24 protein-coding genes are annotated in these 17,396 nt (G+C 70.1%); 23 read left to right on the top strand and 1 reads right to left on the bottom strand.

What is annotated here, in order from left to right:
• Nucleotides 1-143 precede the first annotated feature (143 nt).
• The 13 genes from GAK38_RS14540 to GAK38_RS14480 all read left to right on the top strand — a co-directional run bounded on the left by GAK38_RS14540 (nt 144) and on the right by GAK38_RS14480 (nt 10,763).
• A complete protein-coding gene (locus GAK38_RS14540) occupies nt 144-800 on the top strand; it encodes an MlaC/ttg2D family ABC transporter substrate-binding protein (protein ID WP_325345287.1) in 657 nt (218 codons plus the stop codon).
• Between the two features lie 169 nt (nt 801-969).
• Entirely contained in the window at nt 970-1,284 is a 315-nt protein-coding gene (locus GAK38_RS14535; RefSeq protein ID WP_325345285.1) for an STAS domain-containing protein, read from the top strand.
• A 63-nt stretch (nt 1,285-1,347) separates the two neighbouring features.
• Nucleotides 1,348-2,289 carry an ABC transporter ATP-binding protein gene (locus tag GAK38_RS14530; RefSeq protein WP_325345283.1) on the top strand — a complete coding sequence of 314 codons (942 nt, stop codon included), beginning with the start codon at nt 1,348-1,350 and terminating at the stop codon, nt 2,287-2,289.
• Complete coding sequence (locus GAK38_RS14525; protein WP_325345281.1) at nt 2,286-3,125, top strand: ABC transporter permease; 840 nt, start codon at nt 2,286-2,288, stop codon at nt 3,123-3,125. Before GAK38_RS14530 ends, GAK38_RS14525 begins: the two co-directional genes overlap by 4 nt.
• 25 nt (nt 3,126-3,150) lie before the next feature.
• On the top strand, nt 3,151-3,399 hold the full coding sequence (locus GAK38_RS14520; RefSeq protein ID WP_325345279.1) for a BolA family protein: 249 nt from the start codon (nt 3,151-3,153) through the stop codon (nt 3,397-3,399).
• 4 nt (nt 3,400-3,403) lie between these two features.
• Nucleotides 3,404-4,675, top strand: coding sequence for a UDP-N-acetylglucosamine 1-carboxyvinyltransferase (gene murA / locus GAK38_RS14515; RefSeq protein WP_325345277.1), 1,272 nt, complete (start codon nt 3,404-3,406; stop codon nt 4,673-4,675).
• Nucleotides 4,672-5,316 (top strand): ATP phosphoribosyltransferase, encoded by a 645-nt coding sequence (gene hisG, locus GAK38_RS14510; RefSeq protein ID WP_325345275.1) that lies wholly within the window; start codon nt 4,672-4,674, stop codon nt 5,314-5,316. The genes murA and hisG overlap by 4 nt, the downstream gene beginning before the upstream one ends.
• 6 nt (nt 5,317-5,322) lie before the next feature.
• Nucleotides 5,323-6,705, top strand: coding sequence for a histidinol dehydrogenase (gene hisD / locus GAK38_RS14505; protein ID WP_325345273.1), 1,383 nt, complete (start codon nt 5,323-5,325; stop codon nt 6,703-6,705).
• Complete coding sequence (hisC, locus tag GAK38_RS14500) at nt 6,702-7,796, top strand: histidinol-phosphate transaminase (protein ID WP_325345271.1); 1,095 nt, start codon at nt 6,702-6,704, stop codon at nt 7,794-7,796. Before hisD ends, hisC begins: the two co-directional genes overlap by 4 nt.
• Complete coding sequence (gene hisB, locus GAK38_RS14495) at nt 7,793-8,419, top strand: imidazoleglycerol-phosphate dehydratase HisB (protein WP_325345270.1); 627 nt, start codon at nt 7,793-7,795, stop codon at nt 8,417-8,419. Before hisC ends, hisB begins: the two co-directional genes overlap by 4 nt.
• On the top strand, nt 8,416-9,072 hold the full coding sequence (hisH, locus tag GAK38_RS14490) for an imidazole glycerol phosphate synthase subunit HisH (protein WP_325345268.1): 657 nt from the start codon (nt 8,416-8,418) through the stop codon (nt 9,070-9,072). Before hisB ends, hisH begins: the two co-directional genes overlap by 4 nt.
• Nucleotides 9,073-9,157: 85 nt before the next feature.
• Entirely contained in the window at nt 9,158-9,907 is a 750-nt protein-coding gene (gene hisA / locus GAK38_RS14485) for a 1-(5-phosphoribosyl)-5-[(5-phosphoribosylamino)methylideneamino]imidazole-4-carboxamide isomerase (RefSeq protein ID WP_325345266.1), read from the top strand.
• Between the two features lie 16 nt (nt 9,908-9,923).
• Entirely contained in the window at nt 9,924-10,763 is an 840-nt protein-coding gene (locus GAK38_RS14480; protein ID WP_325345264.1) for a D-hexose-6-phosphate mutarotase, read from the top strand.
• Here GAK38_RS14480 and GAK38_RS14475 read toward each other — a convergent pair.
• Nucleotides 10,756-11,166 (bottom strand): TetR-like C-terminal domain-containing protein, encoded by a 411-nt coding sequence (locus GAK38_RS14475; RefSeq protein ID WP_325345262.1) that lies wholly within the window; start codon nt 11,164-11,166, stop codon nt 10,756-10,758. The genes GAK38_RS14480 and GAK38_RS14475 overlap by 8 nt on opposite strands.
• Before the next feature lie 85 nt (nt 11,167-11,251).
• Between GAK38_RS14475 and GAK38_RS14470 the strand changes: the two genes are divergently transcribed.
• The 10 genes from GAK38_RS14470 (at nt 11,252) to GAK38_RS14425 (ending at nt 17,342) form a co-directional block, all read left to right on the top strand.
• Complete coding sequence (locus GAK38_RS14470) at nt 11,252-12,454, top strand: MFS transporter (protein WP_325345260.1); 1,203 nt, start codon at nt 11,252-11,254, stop codon at nt 12,452-12,454.
• Between the two features lie 21 nt (nt 12,455-12,475).
• Complete coding sequence (gene hisF, locus GAK38_RS14465) at nt 12,476-13,255, top strand: imidazole glycerol phosphate synthase subunit HisF (RefSeq protein ID WP_325345258.1); 780 nt, start codon at nt 12,476-12,478, stop codon at nt 13,253-13,255.
• A 2-nt stretch (nt 13,256-13,257) separates the two neighbouring features.
• Nucleotides 13,258-13,647, top strand: coding sequence for a phosphoribosyl-AMP cyclohydrolase (gene hisI / locus GAK38_RS14460; protein ID WP_325345256.1), 390 nt, complete (start codon nt 13,258-13,260; stop codon nt 13,645-13,647).
• Nucleotides 13,648-13,661: 14 nt separating this feature from the next.
• The gene (locus tag GAK38_RS14455; protein WP_325345254.1) at nt 13,662-14,027 is read left to right on the top strand and encodes a phosphoribosyl-ATP diphosphatase; all 366 of its coding nucleotides are present in this window, start codon (nt 13,662-13,664) and stop codon (nt 14,025-14,027) included.
• Between the two features lie 57 nt (nt 14,028-14,084).
• Complete coding sequence (locus GAK38_RS14450) at nt 14,085-14,489, top strand: DUF4870 family protein (protein ID WP_325345252.1); 405 nt, start codon at nt 14,085-14,087, stop codon at nt 14,487-14,489.
• Entirely contained in the window at nt 14,479-14,838 is a 360-nt protein-coding gene (locus tag GAK38_RS14445) for a histidine triad nucleotide-binding protein (RefSeq protein WP_325345317.1), read from the top strand. The genes GAK38_RS14450 and GAK38_RS14445 overlap by 11 nt, the downstream gene beginning before the upstream one ends.
• Before the next feature lie 96 nt (nt 14,839-14,934).
• Entirely contained in the window at nt 14,935-15,177 is a 243-nt protein-coding gene (gene tatA, locus GAK38_RS14440) for a Sec-independent protein translocase subunit TatA (RefSeq protein WP_325345250.1), read from the top strand.
• 19 nt (nt 15,178-15,196) lie between these two features.
• Nucleotides 15,197-15,679, top strand: coding sequence for a Sec-independent protein translocase protein TatB (gene tatB / locus GAK38_RS14435; RefSeq protein ID WP_325345248.1), 483 nt, complete (start codon nt 15,197-15,199; stop codon nt 15,677-15,679).
• Between the two features lie 66 nt (nt 15,680-15,745).
• Nucleotides 15,746-16,540, top strand: coding sequence for a twin-arginine translocase subunit TatC (gene tatC / locus GAK38_RS14430; protein WP_325345246.1), 795 nt, complete (start codon nt 15,746-15,748; stop codon nt 16,538-16,540).
• 88 nt (nt 16,541-16,628) lie between these two features.
• Nucleotides 16,629-17,342, top strand: a complete 714-nt coding sequence (locus GAK38_RS14425) for a transposase (RefSeq protein ID WP_325345245.1) — start codon at nt 16,629-16,631, stop codon at nt 17,340-17,342.
• The last annotated feature ends 54 nt before the right edge of the window (nt 17,343-17,396 follow it).

The raw sequence follows: 17,396 nt of genomic DNA, 5'->3' as shown, positions 1-17,396 counted from the left end.
CCGATCGGCGGCGTTGCATGCTGTTGCAGCACGCTGTCGTGCGTTGGGAACACTGGATCATGAAGCACGGTCCAAACCGCAGGGCCGGCCGCCGCTGACCGCACGGGGCAGCCCGCCGCACACCATACGAAAGGATTCCACACATGCATGCCACCTTCCTCACCCGCCGCGGCCTGGGCCGCATCGCCGCGATGCTGGCCGCATCCGCCAGCCTGGCGCTGCCGCTGGCCTCGCATGCGGCCGACGAGGCGCCCGACGCCTTCATCAAGCGCGTCTCGGTCGACGTGCTCGATGCCATCAAGGCCGACCGTGCGGTCAAGGCCGGCAACCTCGACCGCATCATCGCGCTGGTCGACAGCAAGGTCATCCCGAACATCAACTTCGAGCGCATGACCGCCTCGGCCGTCGGCCCGGGCTGGCGCCAGGCCACGCCGGAGCAGCGCCAGCGCCTGCAGGGCGAGTTCAAGCTGCTGCTGGTGCGCACCTATGCCGGCGCGCTCAGCGAGGTGAGCGACCAGACCATCGTCGTGCGCCCGGTGCGCGCCGGCGCCGACGACAAGGACGTGACGGTGCGCACCGAGGTGCGCGGTCGCGGCGATCCGATCCAGCTCGACTACCGCCTCGAGAAGACGCCGGGCGAGGGCGCCGGCTGGAAGATCTACAACGTCAACGTGCTCGGCGTGTGGCTGGTCGAGACCTACCGCAGCCAGTTCGCGCAGGAGATCAACGCCAAGGGCGTCGACGGCCTGATCCAGACGCTCGAAGCGCGCAACAAGGCCAACGCGGTCGGCAAGAAATGACGACAACCCCCCGGGCAACTTCGCTGCTCCCCCCTTCTCTGGCGGCGCGGCGCTTGTCGGCGGAGGGTCGGCGCCAGCGCGGCGGGGCGGCCCTTGCGCGGCGTCCGATGGCTTGCGCCGCGCCGGTTGTCGGCACCTTTGGTGGCGCAGGGGGGCGGGGGGAGCCGGGGTGAGCAGGAGCCAGACCGCCGATGCCGGTGCCACCACGCTGGTGCTGCCCGCCGAGATCACCTTCGGCAAGGCGGCGGCTTGCCGCGACATGCTGGTGCAGGGGCTCGACGCTTCTGCGGGGCGCCGGAGCGGCCCGGTGGTGGCGGATGCGTCGGCGCTCGCCGTGTTCGACAGCTCCGCGCTCGCGGTGCTGCTCGACTGCCGGCGCGAGGCGCTGGTGCGCGGCCGGGCGTTCGCGGTGCGCAGCCTGCACGACGGCCTGGCCGGGCTGGCGAAGCTGTACGGCGTCGATACGCTGCTGCCGGCCGGCTGAGGCCGCTGTCCCGGGGTCTGCGGCAGCCCCGGGCGGCGGCGCACCTTAAAATCGCGGGTCCCCATGCCCGCCGCCGTATCCTTCCAATCGGTCTCCAAGACCTACGCGACGCCACGCGGCCCCCTGCGGGCACTCGATGACGTGTCCCTCGACATCGCCGAAGGCGAATTCTTCGGCCTGCTCGGCCCCAACGGGGCGGGCAAGACTTCCTTGATCAGCATCCTGGCCGGCCTGGCCAGGCCGTCGGCCGGCCGCGTGACCGTGGGCGGCAGCGACGTGCAGGCCGACTACGCGGCCGCGCGCCGCAAGCTCGGCATCGTGCCGCAGGAGACCGTCTTCGACCCCTTCTTCAACGTGCGCGAAACGCTGCGCATCCAGTCCGGCTACTTCGGTCTGCGCAACAACGACGCCTGGATCGACGAGCTGCTGGAGAGCCTGGGCCTGGCCGACAAGGCCACGGCCAACATGCGCCAGCTCTCGGGCGGCATGAAGCGCCGCGTGCTGGTGGCGCAGGCGCTGGTGCACAAGCCGCCGGTCATCGTGCTCGACGAGCCCACGGCCGGCGTCGACGTGGAGCTGCGCCAGACCCTCTGGCAGTTCGTCGCCCGGCTCAACCGCGACGGCCACACCGTGCTGCTGACCACCCACTACCTCGAAGAGGCCGAGGCGCTCTGCGGGCGCATCGCCATGCTCAAGCAGGGCCGCATCGTGGCGCTCGACTGCACCAGCGAGCTGCTGCGCAAGGCCTCCGGCAGCAGCGTGCTGCAGTTCCGGCTGGAGCGCGGCGAACTGCCGCGCGACCTGGCAGTGCGTGCGCGTACCACTGGGAGTATGATCCAGCTGCCGGTGCATAACGCCCGCGAGATCGAGTTACTCCTGGGGAGTATCCGTGGGGCCGGCTTGGCACCCGAAGATGTCGAGATCCGCCGCGCCGACCTGGAGGACGTCTTCCTCCAGGTGATGTCGGCCCCGGTGCCGATCGAGCTTGCGCAGGTGGCGCGATGAGCGCCGACCCGCATCGCGGCCAGCGCGCAGCGGCGCGCCCCTTGCCGGCCACGGCCGCGCCCGCCGCGGTGGAGGGAGGGGCCGGCGGCTGGCGCACGCTGTTCTACAAGGAGGTCCTGCGCTTCTGGAAGGTCGGCTTCCAGACCGTCGGCGCGCCGGTGCTCACCGCTGTGCTCTACCTGCTGATCTTCGGCCACGTGCTCGAAGACCACGTCAAGGTCTACGACCGGGTGGGCTACACCGCCGTCCTCGTGCCGGGCCTGGTGATGATGAGCGTGCTGCAGAACGCGTTCGCCAACACCTCGTCGTCGCTGATCCAGCGCAAGGTGATGGGCAGCCTCGTCTTCGTGCTGCTCACGCCGGTGCCGCCGCGCGGCTGGTTCCTGGCCTACGTGGGCTCGTCGGTCGTGCGCGGGCTGGTCGTCGGGCTGGGCGTGTTCGTCGTCACGCTGGGCTTCGTGCGCACCGGCTTCGCGGCGCCGCCGTGGATCCTCGTCTTCGCCTTCCTCGGCGCGGCGCTGCTCGGCACGCTCGGGCTGATCGCCGGGCTCTGGGCCGAGAAGTTCGACCAGATGGCGATGTTCCAGAACTTCCTCATCATGCCGATGACCTTCCTGTCCGGCGTGTTCTATTCGGTGCATTCGCTGCCCGCCTTCTGGCAGGGCGCAAGCCGCCTCAACCCGTTCTTCTACATGATCGACGGCTTCCGCTACGGCTTCTTCGGGGTGAGCGACGCCTCGCCGTGGCTGAGCCTGGCGATCGTCGGCGGTGCGTGGTTGGTGGTCAGTGGTATCGCGCTGCACCTCCTGCGCACCGGCTACAAGCTCCGCGCCTGACGTTTCTTCCTGTCTCCGCCCCACCATGACCGCCGACCAACTCCGCGAACTCATCGCTGCCGCACTGCCCTGCGACCACATCACCGTGGAGGGCGACGGCGCGCACTGGTACGCCACCATCGTCTCGCCGCGCTTCGACGGCCTCAGCCGCATCCGCCGCCACCAGCAGGTCTATGCCACGCTGGGAACGCGCATCCAGACCAACGAGGTCCATGCGCTGTCGATGAAGACCTTCACGCCGGCCGAGTGGGCGACCGCCGGCGGCAAGGACTGAGCGCATGGACCAGCTGCTGATCCGCGGCGGCCGCCGCCTGCAGGGCGAGGTCGCCATCTCCGGCGCCAAGAACGCCGCGCTGCCCGCGCTGTGCGCCGCGCTGCTCACGGCCGAGCCGGTCGAGCTGCGCAACGTCCCGCAGCTGCACGACGTGACCACCATGCTCGCGCTGGTGCGCGCCATGGGCGTGGCGGCCGAGCGCGGCGCGGCCGCCGGCGTGGTGCGCATCGACGCCGGCACGCTGACCTCGCCCGAGGCGCCGTACGAGCTGGTCAAGACCATGCGCGCCTCGGTGCTGGCGCTGGGCCCGCTGCTGGCGCGCTTCGGCGAGGCGACCGTCGCGCTGCCCGGCGGCTGCGCCATCGGTGCGCGGCCGGTGGACCAGCACATCAAGGGCCTGACGGCGATGGGCGCCGGGATCGCCGTCGAGCACGGCTACATGATCGCGCGCCTGCCCACCGGCCAGCGCCGCCTGCGGGGCGCGCGCATCGCCACCGATATGGTCACCGTCACCGGCACCGAGAACCTGCTGATGGCCGCCACGCTGGCCGAGGGCGAGACGGTGCTGGAAAACGCCGCGCAGGAGCCCGAGATCGCCGACCTGGCCGACATGCTGATCGCCATGGGCGCGCGCATCGAAGGCCACGGCACCAGCCGCATCTGCATCGAGGGCGTGGACCGGCTGCACGGCTGCATCCACGAGGTGGTGGCCGACCGCATCGAGGCCGGCACCTTCCTCTGCGCCGTGGCGGCCGCCGGCGGCCAGGCGCTGCTGCGCCATGCGCGGGCCGACCACCTGGACGCGGTGATCGAGAAGCTGCGCGAGGCCGGCGCCTCCATCGAACCGGCGCCCGGCGGCCTGCGCATCCGTGCCGACGGCCGGCTCAAGGCCCAGTCGTTGCGCACCGCCGGATACCCGGGCTTCCCGACCGACATGCAGGCGCAGTTCATGGCGCTCAACACCGTGGCCGCCGGCACCGCGACGGTGACCGAGACCATCTTCGAAAACCGCTTCATGCACGTGAACGAACTGGCCCGCCTGGGCGCGCGCATCCAGGCCGACGGCCGCACGGCAGTGGTCGAGGGGGTGGAGCGCCTGTCGGGCGCCACCGTCATGGCGACCGACTTGCGCGCCTCCGCCGGCCTCGTCATCGCCGGCCTGGTGGCCGACGGGCAGACCGTGGTCGACCGCATCTACCACCTCGACCGCGGCTACGACCGCATGGAAGAGAAGCTGCGCCTGCTGGGCGCCGACATCGAGAGAATTTCCGCATGACCATCACCCTGGCCCTGTCGAAGGGGCGCATCTTCGACGAGACCCTGCCGTTGCTCGCCGCCGCCGGCATCGAGGTGCTGGAAGACCCCGAGAAGTCGCGCAAGTTGATCCTGCCGACCAACCGACCCGACGTGCAGGTCGTGCTGGTGCGCGCCACCGACGTGCCCACCTATGTGGAATACGGTGGTGCCGACCTCGGCGTGACCGGCAAGGACACATTGATCGAGCACGGCGGCGGTGGCCTCTACCAGCCGCTGGACCTGAACATCGCCCGCTGCCGCGTGAGCGTGGCCGTGCGCCACGACTTCGACTATGCCCACGCGGTGCGCCAGGGCGCGCGGCTGAAGGCCGCGACGAAGTACACGTCCATCGCGCGCGACTTCTTCGCGGCCAAGGGCGTGCACGTGGACCTCATCAAGCTCTACGGCAGCATGGAGCTCGCGCCGCTGACCGGCCTGGCCGACACCATCGTCGACCTGGTCTCCACCGGCAACACGCTCAAGGCCAACCGGCTGGTCGAGGTCGAGCGGATCATGGACATCAGCGCACGCCTGGTGGTCAACCAGGCCGCGCTCAAGCTCAAGCGCGAGCCGATCCGCCGCATCATCGACGCCTTCGCCAGCGCCATCCCGAAGGACTGATACGCCATGACGACGACCCTGCAAGCCCGGCCGCTGCGCCTGTCCACCGCCTCGCCGACGTTCGAGGCCGACTTCCAGGCCCGGCTGCACTGGTCGGCCGACACCGACGCCGCCATCGAGCAGCGCGTGGCCGACATCCTGGCCGACGTGCAGCGGCGCGGCGACGCGGCCGTGCTGGAGTACACCGCGCGCTTCGACGGCCTCTGCGCCCCCGGCATGGCGGCGCTGGAGCTCACGCAGGCCGATTTCAAGGCCGCGTTCGACGCCATTCCAGAGGCCCAGCGCGACGCGCTGCGGGCCGCGGCGAAGCGGGTGCGCAGCTACCACGAGGCGCAGAAGAAGGCCAGCGGCGAAAGCTGGAGCTACCGCGACGAGGACGGCACCCTGCTGGGCCAGAAGGTCACGCCGCTGGACCGCGTAGGCATCTACGTGCCCGGCGGCAAGGCCGCGTACCCGTCCAGCCTGCTCATGAACGCCATCCCCGCCCATGTGGCCGGGGTGCAGGAAATCATCATGGTCGTGCCTACGCCCGTGCGCGGCAGCGTGGCCACCGGGGGCTCGGGCGCCGCCACGGCCGCGCGGGGCGAGCGCAATGAACTGGTGCTGGCCGCCGCCTGCGTGGCCGGCGTCACGCGCGCCTTCACCATCGGCGGTGCCCAGGCCGTGGCCGCGCTGGCCTACGGCACGGCCACGGTGCCCAGGGTCGACAAGATCACCGGCCCCGGCAACGCCTACGTGGCCAGCGCCAAGAAGCGCGTGTTCGGCACCGTCGGCATCGACATGATCGCCGGGCCCAGCGAGATCCTGGTGCTGGCCGACGGCACCACGCCGCCCGACTGGGTGGCGATGGACCTGTTCAGCCAGGCCGAGCACGACGAGCTGGCGCAGAGCATCCTGCTGTGCCCCGACGCCGCCTACATCGACGCGGTGCAGGCATCGATCGACCGTCTGCTGCCTGCCATGCCGCGCGCCGAGATCATCGCCAAGTCGCTCAACGGCCGAGGAGCACTGATACTGACGGAGAGTATGGAGCAGGCGTCGGCGATCAGCAACCGCATCGCGCCGGAACACCTGGAAGTATCCAGCCGCGACCCGCGCCGCTGGGAGCCGCTGCTGCGCCACGCCGGCGCGATCTTCCTCGGCGCCTACACCAGCGAAAGCCTCGGCGACTACTGCGCCGGCCCCAACCACGTGCTGCCCACCAGCGGCACGGCCCGCTTCTCGTCGCCGCTGGGCGTCTATGACTTCCAGAAGCGCAGCAGCCTGATCGAGGTGAGCCCGGCCGGCGCCCAGGTGCTCGGTCCGATCGCCGCGACGCTGGCCTACGGCGAGGGCTTGCAGGCCCATGCCCGCGCGGCCGAGCTGCGACTCGACAGCGAAAAGAAATGACGGCTCTGGAACGCATCCGTGCCGACGTGCGGGCGATGCACGCCTACGTCGTGCAGGACGCGGCCGGCTTCGTCAAGCTCGACGCGATGGAGAATCCGTACAAGCTGCCACCGGCACTACAGACCGCGCTTGGCGCGCGCCTGGGCGCGGTCGCGCTCAACCGCTATCCCGGCGCGCGCATCGGTGCGCTGCGCCAGGCCCTGGCAACGCAGGCCGGGCTGCCCGAGGGCTGGGACATCGTGCTCGGCAACGGCTCCGACGAACTGATCTCGCTGCTGGCCATCGCCTGCGACCAGCCCGGCGCTGCGGTGCTGGCGCCCGAGCCGGGCTTCGTGATGTACGCCATGAGCGCGACGCTGCAAGGCCTGCGCTACGTCGGCGTGCCGCTGACGGCCGACTTCGAACTGGACGCCGAGGCGATGCTGAGCGCCATCGCCGCCGAGCGCCCGGCCATCGTCTGGCTGGCCTATCCGAACAACCCGACGGCCAACTTGTGGGACGACGCGGCCGTGCTGGACGTGATCGACGCCGCGGCGGAGCAGGGCGGCATCGTCATCATCGACGAGGCCTACCAGCCGTTCGCCAGCCGCAGCTGGATCGACCGCATCCGCGCCGAACCGCAGCGCCATGCTCACGTGCTGCTGATGCGAACGCTCAGCAAGTTCGGCCTGGCCGGCGTGCGCGTGGGCTACCTGCTGGGCCCGGCCGCGCTGGTGCGCGAGATCGACAAGGTGCGCCCGCCCTACAACATCAGCGTGCTCAATGCCGAGGCCGCGCTGTTCGCGCTGGAGCATGCTGCCGTGTTCGCCGAACAGGCGGCGGCGGTGCGCAGCGAGCGCGCCGCGCTGGTCGCCGCGCTGCGCGCGCTGCCCGGCGTGCACGTCTGGGACAGCGAGGCCAACATGATCCTCGTGCGCCTGGAGGGCGACGAGAACCTGGCCGCCCGCGCGTTCGCGGGCCTGCGCGAGCGCAAGGTTCTCGTCAAGAACGTTTCTACAATGCATCCACTGCTGGCCCGCTGCCTGCGCCTGACCGTCGGCACGCCGGCCGAGAACGCGCAACTGCTCGCGGCATTCCAGGCTTTTCTATGACCTCCTCCGCTCTCGTTCCCGCGCCCGCTGCCGCCCACCGCACGGCCGAGGTGACCCGCACCACCGCCGAGACGCGCATCACCGTGCGCATCGACCTCGACGGCACCGGCGCCGCGCGCCTGGCCACCGGCATCGGCTTCTTCGACCACATGCTCGACCAGATCGCCCGCCACGGGCTGATCGACCTCGACGTCGAATGCGACGGCGACCTGCACATCGACGGCCACCACACCGTCGAGGACGTGGGCATCACGCTGGGCCAGGCGTTCGCGCTCGCCGTCGGCGACAAGAAGGGCATCCGCCGCTACGGCCACGCCTACGTGCCGCTCGACGAGGCGCTGTCGCGCGTGGTGGTCGACTTCTCCGGCCGCCCGGGCCTGCACCTGCACATTCCGTTCACCGCCGGCAGCATCGGCGGCTTCGACACGCAGCTGACCTACGAGTTCTTCCAGGGCTTCGTCAACCACGCCGGCGTGACGCTGCACATCGACAACCTCAAGGGCATCAATGCCCACCACCAGGCCGAGACGGTGTTCAAGGCCTTCGCCCGCGCGCTGCGCGCCGCGCTCGAGATCGACCCGCGCGCGGCCGGCACCATCCCGTCGACCAAGGGATCGCTGTGAGTCCGTCGCGCAACACGGTCGCCGTGGTCGACTACGGCATGGGCAACCTGCGCTCGGTCTCGCAGGCGGTGCAGGCCGCCGCGCGGGACAGCAGCGTGCAGGTCGCCGTCACCCACCGTCCCGACGAGGTGCGCGCCGCCACCCGCGTCGTGCTGCCGGGCCAGGGCGCCATGCCCGACTGCATGCGCGAGCTGCGCGAGTCGGGTCTGCTCGCATCGGTGCTGGAGGCCGCGGCTTCCAAGCCGCTGTTCGGCGTGTGCGTCGGCATGCAGATGCTGCTCGACCGCAGCCACGAAGGTCCGGCCGAAAGCCTCGGCCTGATCCCGGGCGAGGTCGTCCGCTTCGACCTCGACGGCCGTCGGCAGCCCGACGGCAGCCGCTTCAAGGTGCCGCAGATGGGCTGGAACCGGGTGCGGCAGACCCGGCCGCATGCCATCTGGGCCGGCGTGCCCGACGGCAGCTGGTTCTACTTCGTGCACAGCTATTACGCGCAGCCGCGCGATCCGCGCCACGGCGTGGGCGAGGCCGACTACGGCGGACGCTTTACCGCGGCCGTGGCCCGCGATAATATTTTCGCCACCCAGTTCCACCCCGAGAAAAGCGCTGACCAGGGGTTGCAGCTGTACCGCAATTTCCTCCACTGGAATCCCTGATCCGTCACAACGCACCCGCCTGACGCGGGTGTTTTTTCACTCACACGCCGACCGGCTGCCCGTTTTCTCTCTGCGTTTCAGCACCATGCTTCTCATTCCCGCGATCGATCTCAAGGACGGCCACTGCGTGCGTCTCAAGCAAGGCGACATGGACCAGTCCACCACCTTCGGAGAAGACCCGGCGGCGATGGCGCTGAAGTGGGTGGAGCAGGGCGCGCGCCGGCTGCACCTGGTGGACCTCAACGGCGCCTTCGCCGGCAAGCCGCAGAATGCCGCGGCCATCCGGTCCATCCTCAAGGCCGTGGGCGACGAGATCCCGGTGCAGCTCGGCGGCGGCATCCGCGACCTGGACACGATCGAGAAGTACATCGACAACGGCCTGCGCTACGTGATCATCGGCACGGCGGCGGTGAAGAACCCGGGCTTCCTCAAGGACGCCTGCAGCGCCTTCGGCGGCTACATCATCGTAGGCCTCGATGCCAAGGACGGCAAGGTCGCCACCGACGGCTGGAGCAAGCTGACCGGCCACGAGGTGGTCGATCTCGCGAAGAAGTTCGAGGACTGGGGCGTCGAGTCCATCATCTACACCGACATCGGCCGCGACGGCATGCTCTCGGGCATCAACATCGACGCCACGGTCAAGCTGGCCCAGGCGCTGACCATTCCGGTGATCGCCTCGGGCGGCCTGTCGACCATCGCCGACATCGAGCAGCTTTGCGCAGTGGAAGGCGAGGGCGTCGAGGGCGTGATCTGCGGCCGCGCGATCTACTCGGGCGACCTCGACTTCGCCACGGCGCAGGCGCGGGCCGACGAGCTGAACGGCGCCGCAGAGTAAACAGGGTCGACGCTTTTTGTCCCGGAACTTCATCGACTTCCACGGCCAGCCGGCCATCGCGCTGGCGCTGCTCGGCGGCGACCGCGCCGTCGTGCTGCCGCACGGCGCGCAGGTCGTCTCCTGGCAGACCTCCGACGGCGCCGAGCGGCTCTACCTGAGCCCGCAGGCCGTGCTGGACGGCCAGGCCGCGATCCGCGGCGGCGTGCCGGTGTGCTTTCCGCAGTTCAACCAGCGCGGCCCGCTGGTCAAGCATGGGTTCGCGCGCCACATGCCGTGGCAGGTGGAAGAGGCGCAGCCCGCCCGTGCGGTGCTGGGCCTGCGCCGCGGCGTGGCCACGCAGGCGTTCTGGCCGGCGCATTTCCATGCGCGGCTGACGGTGGAGCTGCGGCCGGGCGCGTTGAAGATCCACCTGTCGGTGGCCAACACCGGTGCTTCCACCTGGTCCTTCACGACGGCGCTGCACACCTACCTGCGGGTCGACGACGTGCAGCAGGTGCGGCTGGACGGCCTCGACGGCGCGGCGCGCTGGGATGCGGTGGCCGACTGCCATGCGCCGCAGCAGGGCGCGCCGGCCTTCGGCGCCGAGTTCGACAGCGTCTACCAGGCGCCCGCGCAAATCCTGGCGCTGACGGAGCCCGGCCGCGGCACGCTGCACATCGCGCAGAGCTCCAGGTGCCCGCAGACCGTGGTCTGGAACCCCGGCCCGGTGCTCGCCCGCACGCTGGCCGATCTGCCGGACGAGGACTGGCGGCACCTGCTCTGCGTGGAAGCCGCCAGCGTCGATGCGCCGGTCGCGCTCGCTCCCGGTGCCCGTTGGCAAGGCTGGCAGCAGCTGCGCTGGTCGGCTTCTAGCTGACGCGCAGGCAGTCGTCGACCAGCCTGTGCGCATAGTCGTCCGACGGCGCCGGCCAGCGGTAGAGCGCGCGGTAGACGATGGGCGCGACCAACCGGTCGAGCACCCGGTCGAGCGATGGCGCCGACTCGCCACGCGCCTGGGCACGCTCCAGCATCCGCGCCACCTGGTCCGCAGTGAATTGCCCGCACTGCTGCGGCCCGCGGCCCCCATCGGACAGCAGGTCGCCGAGGTCGCCCCAGCGACGACAGATGGTCGAAGGCGTCACGCCGGCACGCGCGGCCACCATAGGCACGGTGAGCGCCGCACGGTCGTGCTCGGCCAGCAGCGCGCGCACGGCGGCATGGACCGATTCCTGCACCCGGGCGCTGCGGCCACCGGGATGAACGCCTTCTCGGATGGACATGGTGGGAGCGTTAAAGCAAATATTTTGCTTTGGCGCGATGATGAACACCTTGCAAAAGCAAAACTTTAGCCTTTGAAGTGCAACCATGCATGCTCCCTTCCCACCATACCGCCGCTCTCCGGCTGCGCGACATACCTTCGGCCCGGCCGCCTCGGCCGCGCTGGCCTCCCTACTGCTGGCCTTCTTCTTCGCCGCGTCAAGCGCGCCCACGCCGCTCTATGCGCTCTACCGCGAAGCCTGGGGTTTTTCGCCGGCGCGGCTGACCGTCGTCTTCGCCGTCTATGCGTTCGCCCTGCTGGCCGCGCTGCTGGTGACCGGCGCGCTGTCGGAGCATGCCGGGCGCCGCCCGGTCATCGTCGGCGCGGTGGCGCTGGAGGCGCTGTCGATGGCGGTGTTCGCGGTGGCGCCGTCGGTCGATGCCTTGATGGTCGCGCGCGTGATCCAGGGCTTCGCGACCGGCGTGGCGGCGAGCGCGCTGAGCGCCACGGTCATCGACCATGCGCCGGGCCGCGGCGCATGGCTCAACAGCATGGTGCCGGGCCTGGGCCTGGGCGCCGGCGCGCTGGGCGCGAGCCTGCTGGTGCAGTTCGCCCCGGCGCCGACACGGCTGGTCTATTGGCTGCTGCTGGCCGTCTTCGCGGTGCTGGGCCTGGCGGTGCTGCGCCTGCGTGAGACGGCGAGCCTGCGGCCCGGCGGCTGGGCTTCGCTGCGCCCGCGCGTGCAGTTGCCGCCGCAGGTGCGCGGCGCCTTCTGGTCGGTGGCGCCGGTGGAGGTGGCCGTGTGGGCACTGGGCGCGCTCTATCTGTCGCTGGGGCCGTCGCTGGTGCGGTCGGTCAGCGGCAGCCTGTCGCCGGTCGAAGGCGGCCTGCTGGTGGCGGCGCTGACCTTCAGCGGCGTGCTGGCCACGCTGGCGCTCGGGCGCCAAGCCACGGCCGTCCTCGTGCGCTACGGCGCCACGGCGCTGGCGCTGGGCACGGCGATCTCGCTCGCGGGCCTGCATGCCGGCTCGGTCGCCGTCTTCTTCGCCGGCGTGGTCGTGGCCGGCACCGGCTTCGGCGCCGGCTTCCTCGGCGCGCTGCGCACCGTGCTGGCACCGGCTGCGGCACACGAGCGGGCCGGGGTGCTGGCGGCCTTCTACATCCTGAGCTACCTGGCCAACAGCCTGCCGGCCATCGGCGCGGGCGTGGCGGCCGGGCGGTTCGGACTGACCGCCACGGCCAACGGCTACGGCGCGATCCTGATCGTGCTGTGCGCGGCATCGCTGTGGCTGTCCGCCCGCCGGGCCTGAGGGCGTCCTTACAATGGCGGGATGCTTGCCAAACGCATCATCCCCTGTCTGGACGTCACGGGCGGCCGCGTCGTCAAAGGCGTCAACTTCGTCGAACTGCGCGACGCCGGCGACCCGGTGGAGATCGCCGCGCGCTACAACGAGCAGGGCGCCGACGAACTCACCTTCCTCGACATCACCGCCACCAGCGACGGCCGCGACCTGATCCTGCACATCATCGAGGCTGTGGCTTCGCAGGTGTTCATTCCGCTGACCGTCGGCGGCGGCGTGCGCACGGTGGACGACGTGCGCCGGCTGCTCAATGCAGGCGCCGACAAGACCAGCTTCAACTCCGCCGCCATCGCCAATCCGCAGGTCATCGACGATGCCGCGGCCCGCTACGGCGCGCAGTGCATCGTCGTGGCCATCGACGCCAAGCGCCGCCAGGGCGAGGACCGGGCCGCGCACGGCCCGGGCTGGGACGTCTACAGTCACGGCGGCCGCAGGAACACCGGGCTCGACGCCGTGGCCTGGGCCGCCGAGATGGCCCGGCGCGGCGCCGGCGAGATCCTGCTGACCAGCATGGACCGGGACGGCACCAGGAGCGGCTTCGACCTTGAACTCACCCGCGCCGTGGCCGATGCGGTGCCGGTGCCGGTGATCGCCTCGGGCGGCGTCGGCAGCCTCGACCATCTGGCCGACGGCGTGCAGCAGGGCGGTGCCGACGCGGTGCTGGCCGCGAGCATCTTCCACTACGGCGAGTACACCGTGGGCCAGGCCAAGCAGCGCATGGCCGAGCGCGGTATCGAGGTGAGGCTCTGACGATGACCTGGCTCGACGACGTGAAGTGGGACGCCCAGGGGCTGGTCCCCGTGATCGCCCAGGAGAAGGGCACGAACGACGTGCTGATGTTTGCCTGGATGAACCGCGAGGCCCTGGCAAAGACGGCCGAACTCGGCCGCGCCGTGTATTTCAGCCGCTCGCGCAGCCGCCTGTGGTTCAAAGGCGAGGAGTCGGGCCACGTGCAGACCGTGCACGAGATCCGCCTGGACTGCGACAACGACGTGGTGCTGCTCCAGGTCACGCAGCAGGGCCACGAACCCGGCATCGCCTGCCACACCGGCCGCCACAGTTGCTTCTTCCAGCGGCTGGAAAACGGCGTCTGGCAGGCGGTCGAGCCGGTGCTCAAGGACCCGCAATCCATCTACAGATAATGAGTAGGCGAGCGATGAGCACGACCACCTCCAACGACACCCTCTCACGGCTCGCCGCCGTGATCGAGAGCCGCAAGCCCGCCAACGGCGGCGATCCGGCCACGAGCTACGTTGCGCGCCTGCTGCACAAGGGTCCGGACGCCTTCCTCAAGAAGATCGGCGAGGAAGCGACCGAGACCGTGATGGCCGCCAAGGACGGCGACGCCGAAAAGATCGTCTACGAAGTGGCCGACCTGTGGTTCCACAGCCTGGTTGCGCTGACCTATTATGGGCTCACGCCGCAGCAGGTACTGGCCGAACTGGAGCGCCGCGAGGGCACCAGCGGCATCGAGGAAAAGGCGCTGCGCAAGGCGCAGGCCCGTGAATCGCAGGGTGACTGACCCAGGGTATGCATCTGTAGCGGGCGGCTGCCGCCCGCAGCGAAGGAGTACTCCCCCATGAATGGCAGCATCGAACCGGCACGCCTGCCGCCGCCCGACGATTCGCTCGTGGCCATCGGCTGGGTCAGCTATGTGCTGCACTTCATCGTGGCCGTCGCCGTGGTGATCCCGTCGGCCCAGCCGTCGCTGGTGCTGCTGCTCATCGCGCTCATCATCGACCTGGTCAAGCGCGACGACGCGGCCGGCACCTGGCAGTCCTCGCACTTCCGCTGGCGCATCCGCTCGGTGCTCTGGGCGGCGGTGCTCTACATCGTCACCGCGCCGCTGTGGCTGCTGTTCTTCGTGCCGGGCTGGATCGCCTGGAGTCTGATTTCACTCTGGTTCCTCTACCGCATCATCAAGGGCATGGTGCGCATGAACCGCCGACTACCCCTGGAGCCCGCGGATGCCGCTGCGATCTGACCCCAACTGCATCTTCTGCAAGATCGTCGAGGGCACGATCCCCTCGCGCAAGGTCTACGAGGACGACGAGATCCTCGCCTTCCACGACATCGCGCCCTGGGCGCCGGTGCACTTCCTGGTGATCCCCAAGGAGCACATCCCCTCGCTCGCACACGTCACGCCGGAGCATGCCCCGCTGCTGGGCCGCATCATGACGCTGGCGCCCCGGCTCGCGGCCGAGAACGGCGCCGAACCGTACCCCGAGGGCGGCTTCCGCGTGGTGGTCAACACCGGCGAGCACGGCGGCCAGGAGGTGCACCACCTGCATCTGCACGTCATCGGCGGGCCGCGGCCGTGGAAGAAAGGCTAGCCGCCCCCAGGGCTATGCCGTATTGGTTTCAGGGGCTGTAACCGGCGCAATCACCGACACGGCCTAGAATCCCGCCATTGCATCAGGAGTAGATCCATGGGTTCCTTTTCCATCTGGCACTGGCTGATCGTGCTGGCCATCGTCGTGCTGATCTTCGGCACGAAGAAGCTCAAGAACATCGGCTCGGACCTCGGCGGCGCCGTCAAGGGCTTCAAGGACGGCATGAGGGACGGCGCTTCCGACGCACCGGCCGCCGACGTGGCGCCGACGGCCAAGGTCGCCAACGCGCCGTCGCCGGACAAGTCCGCCATCGACGTCGAAGCCAAGACCAGGTCCTGAACCGCATCCGCTTCGCACCGTGATCGACATCGGCATTTCCAAGATGGCGCTGATCGGCGCTGTCGCGCTCATCGTGATCGGCCCCGAGAAGCTGCCGCGCGTGGCCCGCACCGTCGGCACGCTGCTGGGCAAGGCGCAGCGCTACGTGGCCGACGTCAAGGCCGAGGTCAACCGCTCGATGGAACTCGACGAACTCCGCAAGATGAAGGACACGGTGGAGACGGCCGCGCGCGACGTGCAGCAGTCGATCCACGCGACCGCCAGCGAGTTCGAGAACCAGTGGTCGTCGGCCACGGGTACCGACGGCACGACCGCCGCGTCGAGCTTCGAGTCCGCCTCGGCCGTCGCGCCGGCGGCGCCGAGCTACAAGCACCCGGGCAAGAACTGGCGCATCAAGCGCGGCGCCACGCCCCAGTGGTACAAGGCCCGCGCCGGCGTGCGCACCAAGGCGCTGTCGGGCGCGGCGCGCGTGGCCCGCTACCGTCCGCAGAAGTTCCACTGATCCCCCGCATCGCAGGCTGTCCTGCGCCGGCCGCCGCGCCGCCTGCCGGCCCCGTTGAATCCCACCATGCCTGACAACCACGATCCCGCCGACGAACTTGCCGGCACCGAGCAGCCGTTCGTGCAGCACCTCATCGAATTGCGCGACCGGCTCATCCGCGCCGTCGCCGCGATCGCGGTGGCCGCGGCCGTGCTGTTCTTCTGGCCCGGGCCCGGCCAGCTCTACGACCTGCTGGCCGCGCCGCTCGTGGCGCACCTGCCCAAGGGCGCGACGCTGATCGCCACCTCGGTGATCTCGCCGTTCATGGTGCCGCTGAAGATCCTGCTGATGTCGGCCTTCCTGGTCGCGCTGCCGGTGGTGCTCTACCAGGTCTGGGCCTTCGTTGCGCCGGGGCTCTATTCGCACGAGAAGAAGCTGGTGCTGCCGCTCGTGGTGTCGAGCACGATTCTGTTCTTCCTCGGCGTGGCGTTCTGCTACTTCTTCGTGTTCGGCAAGGTGTTCGCCTTCATCCAGAGCTTCGCGCCCAAGAGCATCACCGCCGCGCCGGACATCGAGGCCTACCTGAGCTTTGTGCTCACCATGTTCCTCGCGTTCGGCCTCGCGTTCGAGGTGCCGATCGCCGTGGTGGTGCTGGCGCGGCTGGGCATCGTCCCGGTCGACAAGCTCAAGTCCTTCCGCGGCTACTTCGTCGTGCTGGCCTTCATCATCGCCGCCGTGGTCACACCGCCGGACGTGGTGTCGCAACTGGCGCTGGCCATCCCGATGTGCGTGCTCTACGAGCTGGGCATCTGGGCCGCCCAGGTCTTCATCAAGCACACCCAGGCGCCGGAAGACAGCGGCAACACCGAATCGGTGTCCTGATACCCCTTGCGGTATAGGGCTGGGGTGGACGAGGCAAGGCTGCTACGGCTGTATACCCCTCCAGTCTGCATCGCAGCCACAATACGCCATGGCCCGACTGCCCCGCCTCAGCCTCGCCGGTCTGCCGCACCATGTGCTCCTGCGCGGCAACAACCGGCAGCCGGTGTTCGACGGCGATGCCGACTACGAGCGCATGCTGGCCCTGCTGGCCGAGCATGCCGCGGCGGAAAAGGTGGCGCTGCACGCTTACGTGCTGATGCCCAACCACCTGCACCTGCTCCTCACGCCCGGGGCGGCCGACGGCCTGCCGCGCCTGATGCAGGCGCTGGGTCGGCGCTACGTGCGCCATTTCAACGACCGGCATGGCCGCAGCGGCACGCTGTGGGAGGGGCGCTACCGCGCCACCGTCGTGCAGCCGGACCGCTGGCTGCTGCCGTGCATGGTCTACCTCGACCTCAATCCCGTCCATGCCGCGCTGGTCGGCCTGCCGGAGGACTATCCCTGGTCCAGCCACGGCCACTACGCCGGCCAGCGGCCCCAGCGCCTGCTCACGCCACCGGCCCCGTTCTGGGAGCTGGGCAACACGCCGTTCGCACGCGAGGCGGCCTACGCCGACAGGGTGCGCGCCGGCCTCTCGCTGGCGCAGCAGATGGCCATCGTGGACGCCACGCTCGCGGGCTGGGCGCTCGGCGATGCGGCCTTCGTCGCCGAGCTGCAGCGGACCACGCCGCGCCGGCTGACCCGCTCGCGGGCAGGAAGGCCGGCGCGCCAGGCACCGCCCGCGGCCACGGACCGGCGATAGATCCGGGGGTATGCCCCTCTGCCGCCTGTAGAAAAAGCGGCAAGGAGATATACG

Origin of the sequence: Xylophilus sp. (assembly GCA_009914555.1) — a bacterium.
In the GTDB taxonomy this organism is placed as follows: domain Bacteria; phylum Pseudomonadota; class Gammaproteobacteria; order Burkholderiales; family Burkholderiaceae_C; genus WNDY01.
The sequence above is the reverse complement of the archived record's forward strand: the minus strand, read 5'-3'. Positions and strand labels throughout refer to the sequence as shown.

Coding starts and splice junctions, on each gene's coding strand:
- GAK38_RS14540 (WP_325345287.1), top strand. CDS start 144: ATGCATGCCACCTTCCTCACCCGCCGCGGCCTGGGCCGCATCGCCGCG.
- GAK38_RS14530 (WP_325345283.1), top strand. CDS start 1,348: ATGCCCGCCGCCGTATCCTTCCAATCGGTCTCCAAGACCTACGCGACG.
- GAK38_RS14525 (WP_325345281.1), top strand. CDS start 2,286: ATGAGCGCCGACCCGCATCGCGGCCAGCGCGCAGCGGCGCGCCCCTTG.
- GAK38_RS14520 (WP_325345279.1), top strand. CDS start 3,151: ATGACCGCCGACCAACTCCGCGAACTCATCGCTGCCGCACTGCCCTGC.
- murA (WP_325345277.1), top strand. CDS start 3,404: ATGGACCAGCTGCTGATCCGCGGCGGCCGCCGCCTGCAGGGCGAGGTC.
- hisG (WP_325345275.1), top strand. CDS start 4,672: ATGACCATCACCCTGGCCCTGTCGAAGGGGCGCATCTTCGACGAGACC.
- hisD (WP_325345273.1), top strand. CDS start 5,323: ATGACGACGACCCTGCAAGCCCGGCCGCTGCGCCTGTCCACCGCCTCG.
- hisC (WP_325345271.1), top strand. CDS start 6,702: ATGACGGCTCTGGAACGCATCCGTGCCGACGTGCGGGCGATGCACGCC.
- hisB (WP_325345270.1), top strand. CDS start 7,793: ATGACCTCCTCCGCTCTCGTTCCCGCGCCCGCTGCCGCCCACCGCACG.
- hisA (WP_325345266.1), top strand. CDS start 9,158: ATGCTTCTCATTCCCGCGATCGATCTCAAGGACGGCCACTGCGTGCGT.
- GAK38_RS14475 (WP_325345262.1), bottom strand. CDS start 11,166: ATGTCCATCCGAGAAGGCGTTCATCCCGGTGGCCGCAGCGCCCGGGTG.
- GAK38_RS14470 (WP_325345260.1), top strand. CDS start 11,252: ATGCATGCTCCCTTCCCACCATACCGCCGCTCTCCGGCTGCGCGACAT.
- hisF (WP_325345258.1), top strand. CDS start 12,476: ATGCTTGCCAAACGCATCATCCCCTGTCTGGACGTCACGGGCGGCCGC.
- hisI (WP_325345256.1), top strand. CDS start 13,258: ATGACCTGGCTCGACGACGTGAAGTGGGACGCCCAGGGGCTGGTCCCC.
- GAK38_RS14455 (WP_325345254.1), top strand. CDS start 13,662: ATGAGCACGACCACCTCCAACGACACCCTCTCACGGCTCGCCGCCGTG.
- GAK38_RS14450 (WP_325345252.1), top strand. CDS start 14,085: ATGAATGGCAGCATCGAACCGGCACGCCTGCCGCCGCCCGACGATTCG.
- tatA (WP_325345250.1), top strand. CDS start 14,935: ATGGGTTCCTTTTCCATCTGGCACTGGCTGATCGTGCTGGCCATCGTC.
- tatC (WP_325345246.1), top strand. CDS start 15,746: ATGCCTGACAACCACGATCCCGCCGACGAACTTGCCGGCACCGAGCAG.
- GAK38_RS14425 (WP_325345245.1), top strand. CDS start 16,629: ATGGCCCGACTGCCCCGCCTCAGCCTCGCCGGTCTGCCGCACCATGTG.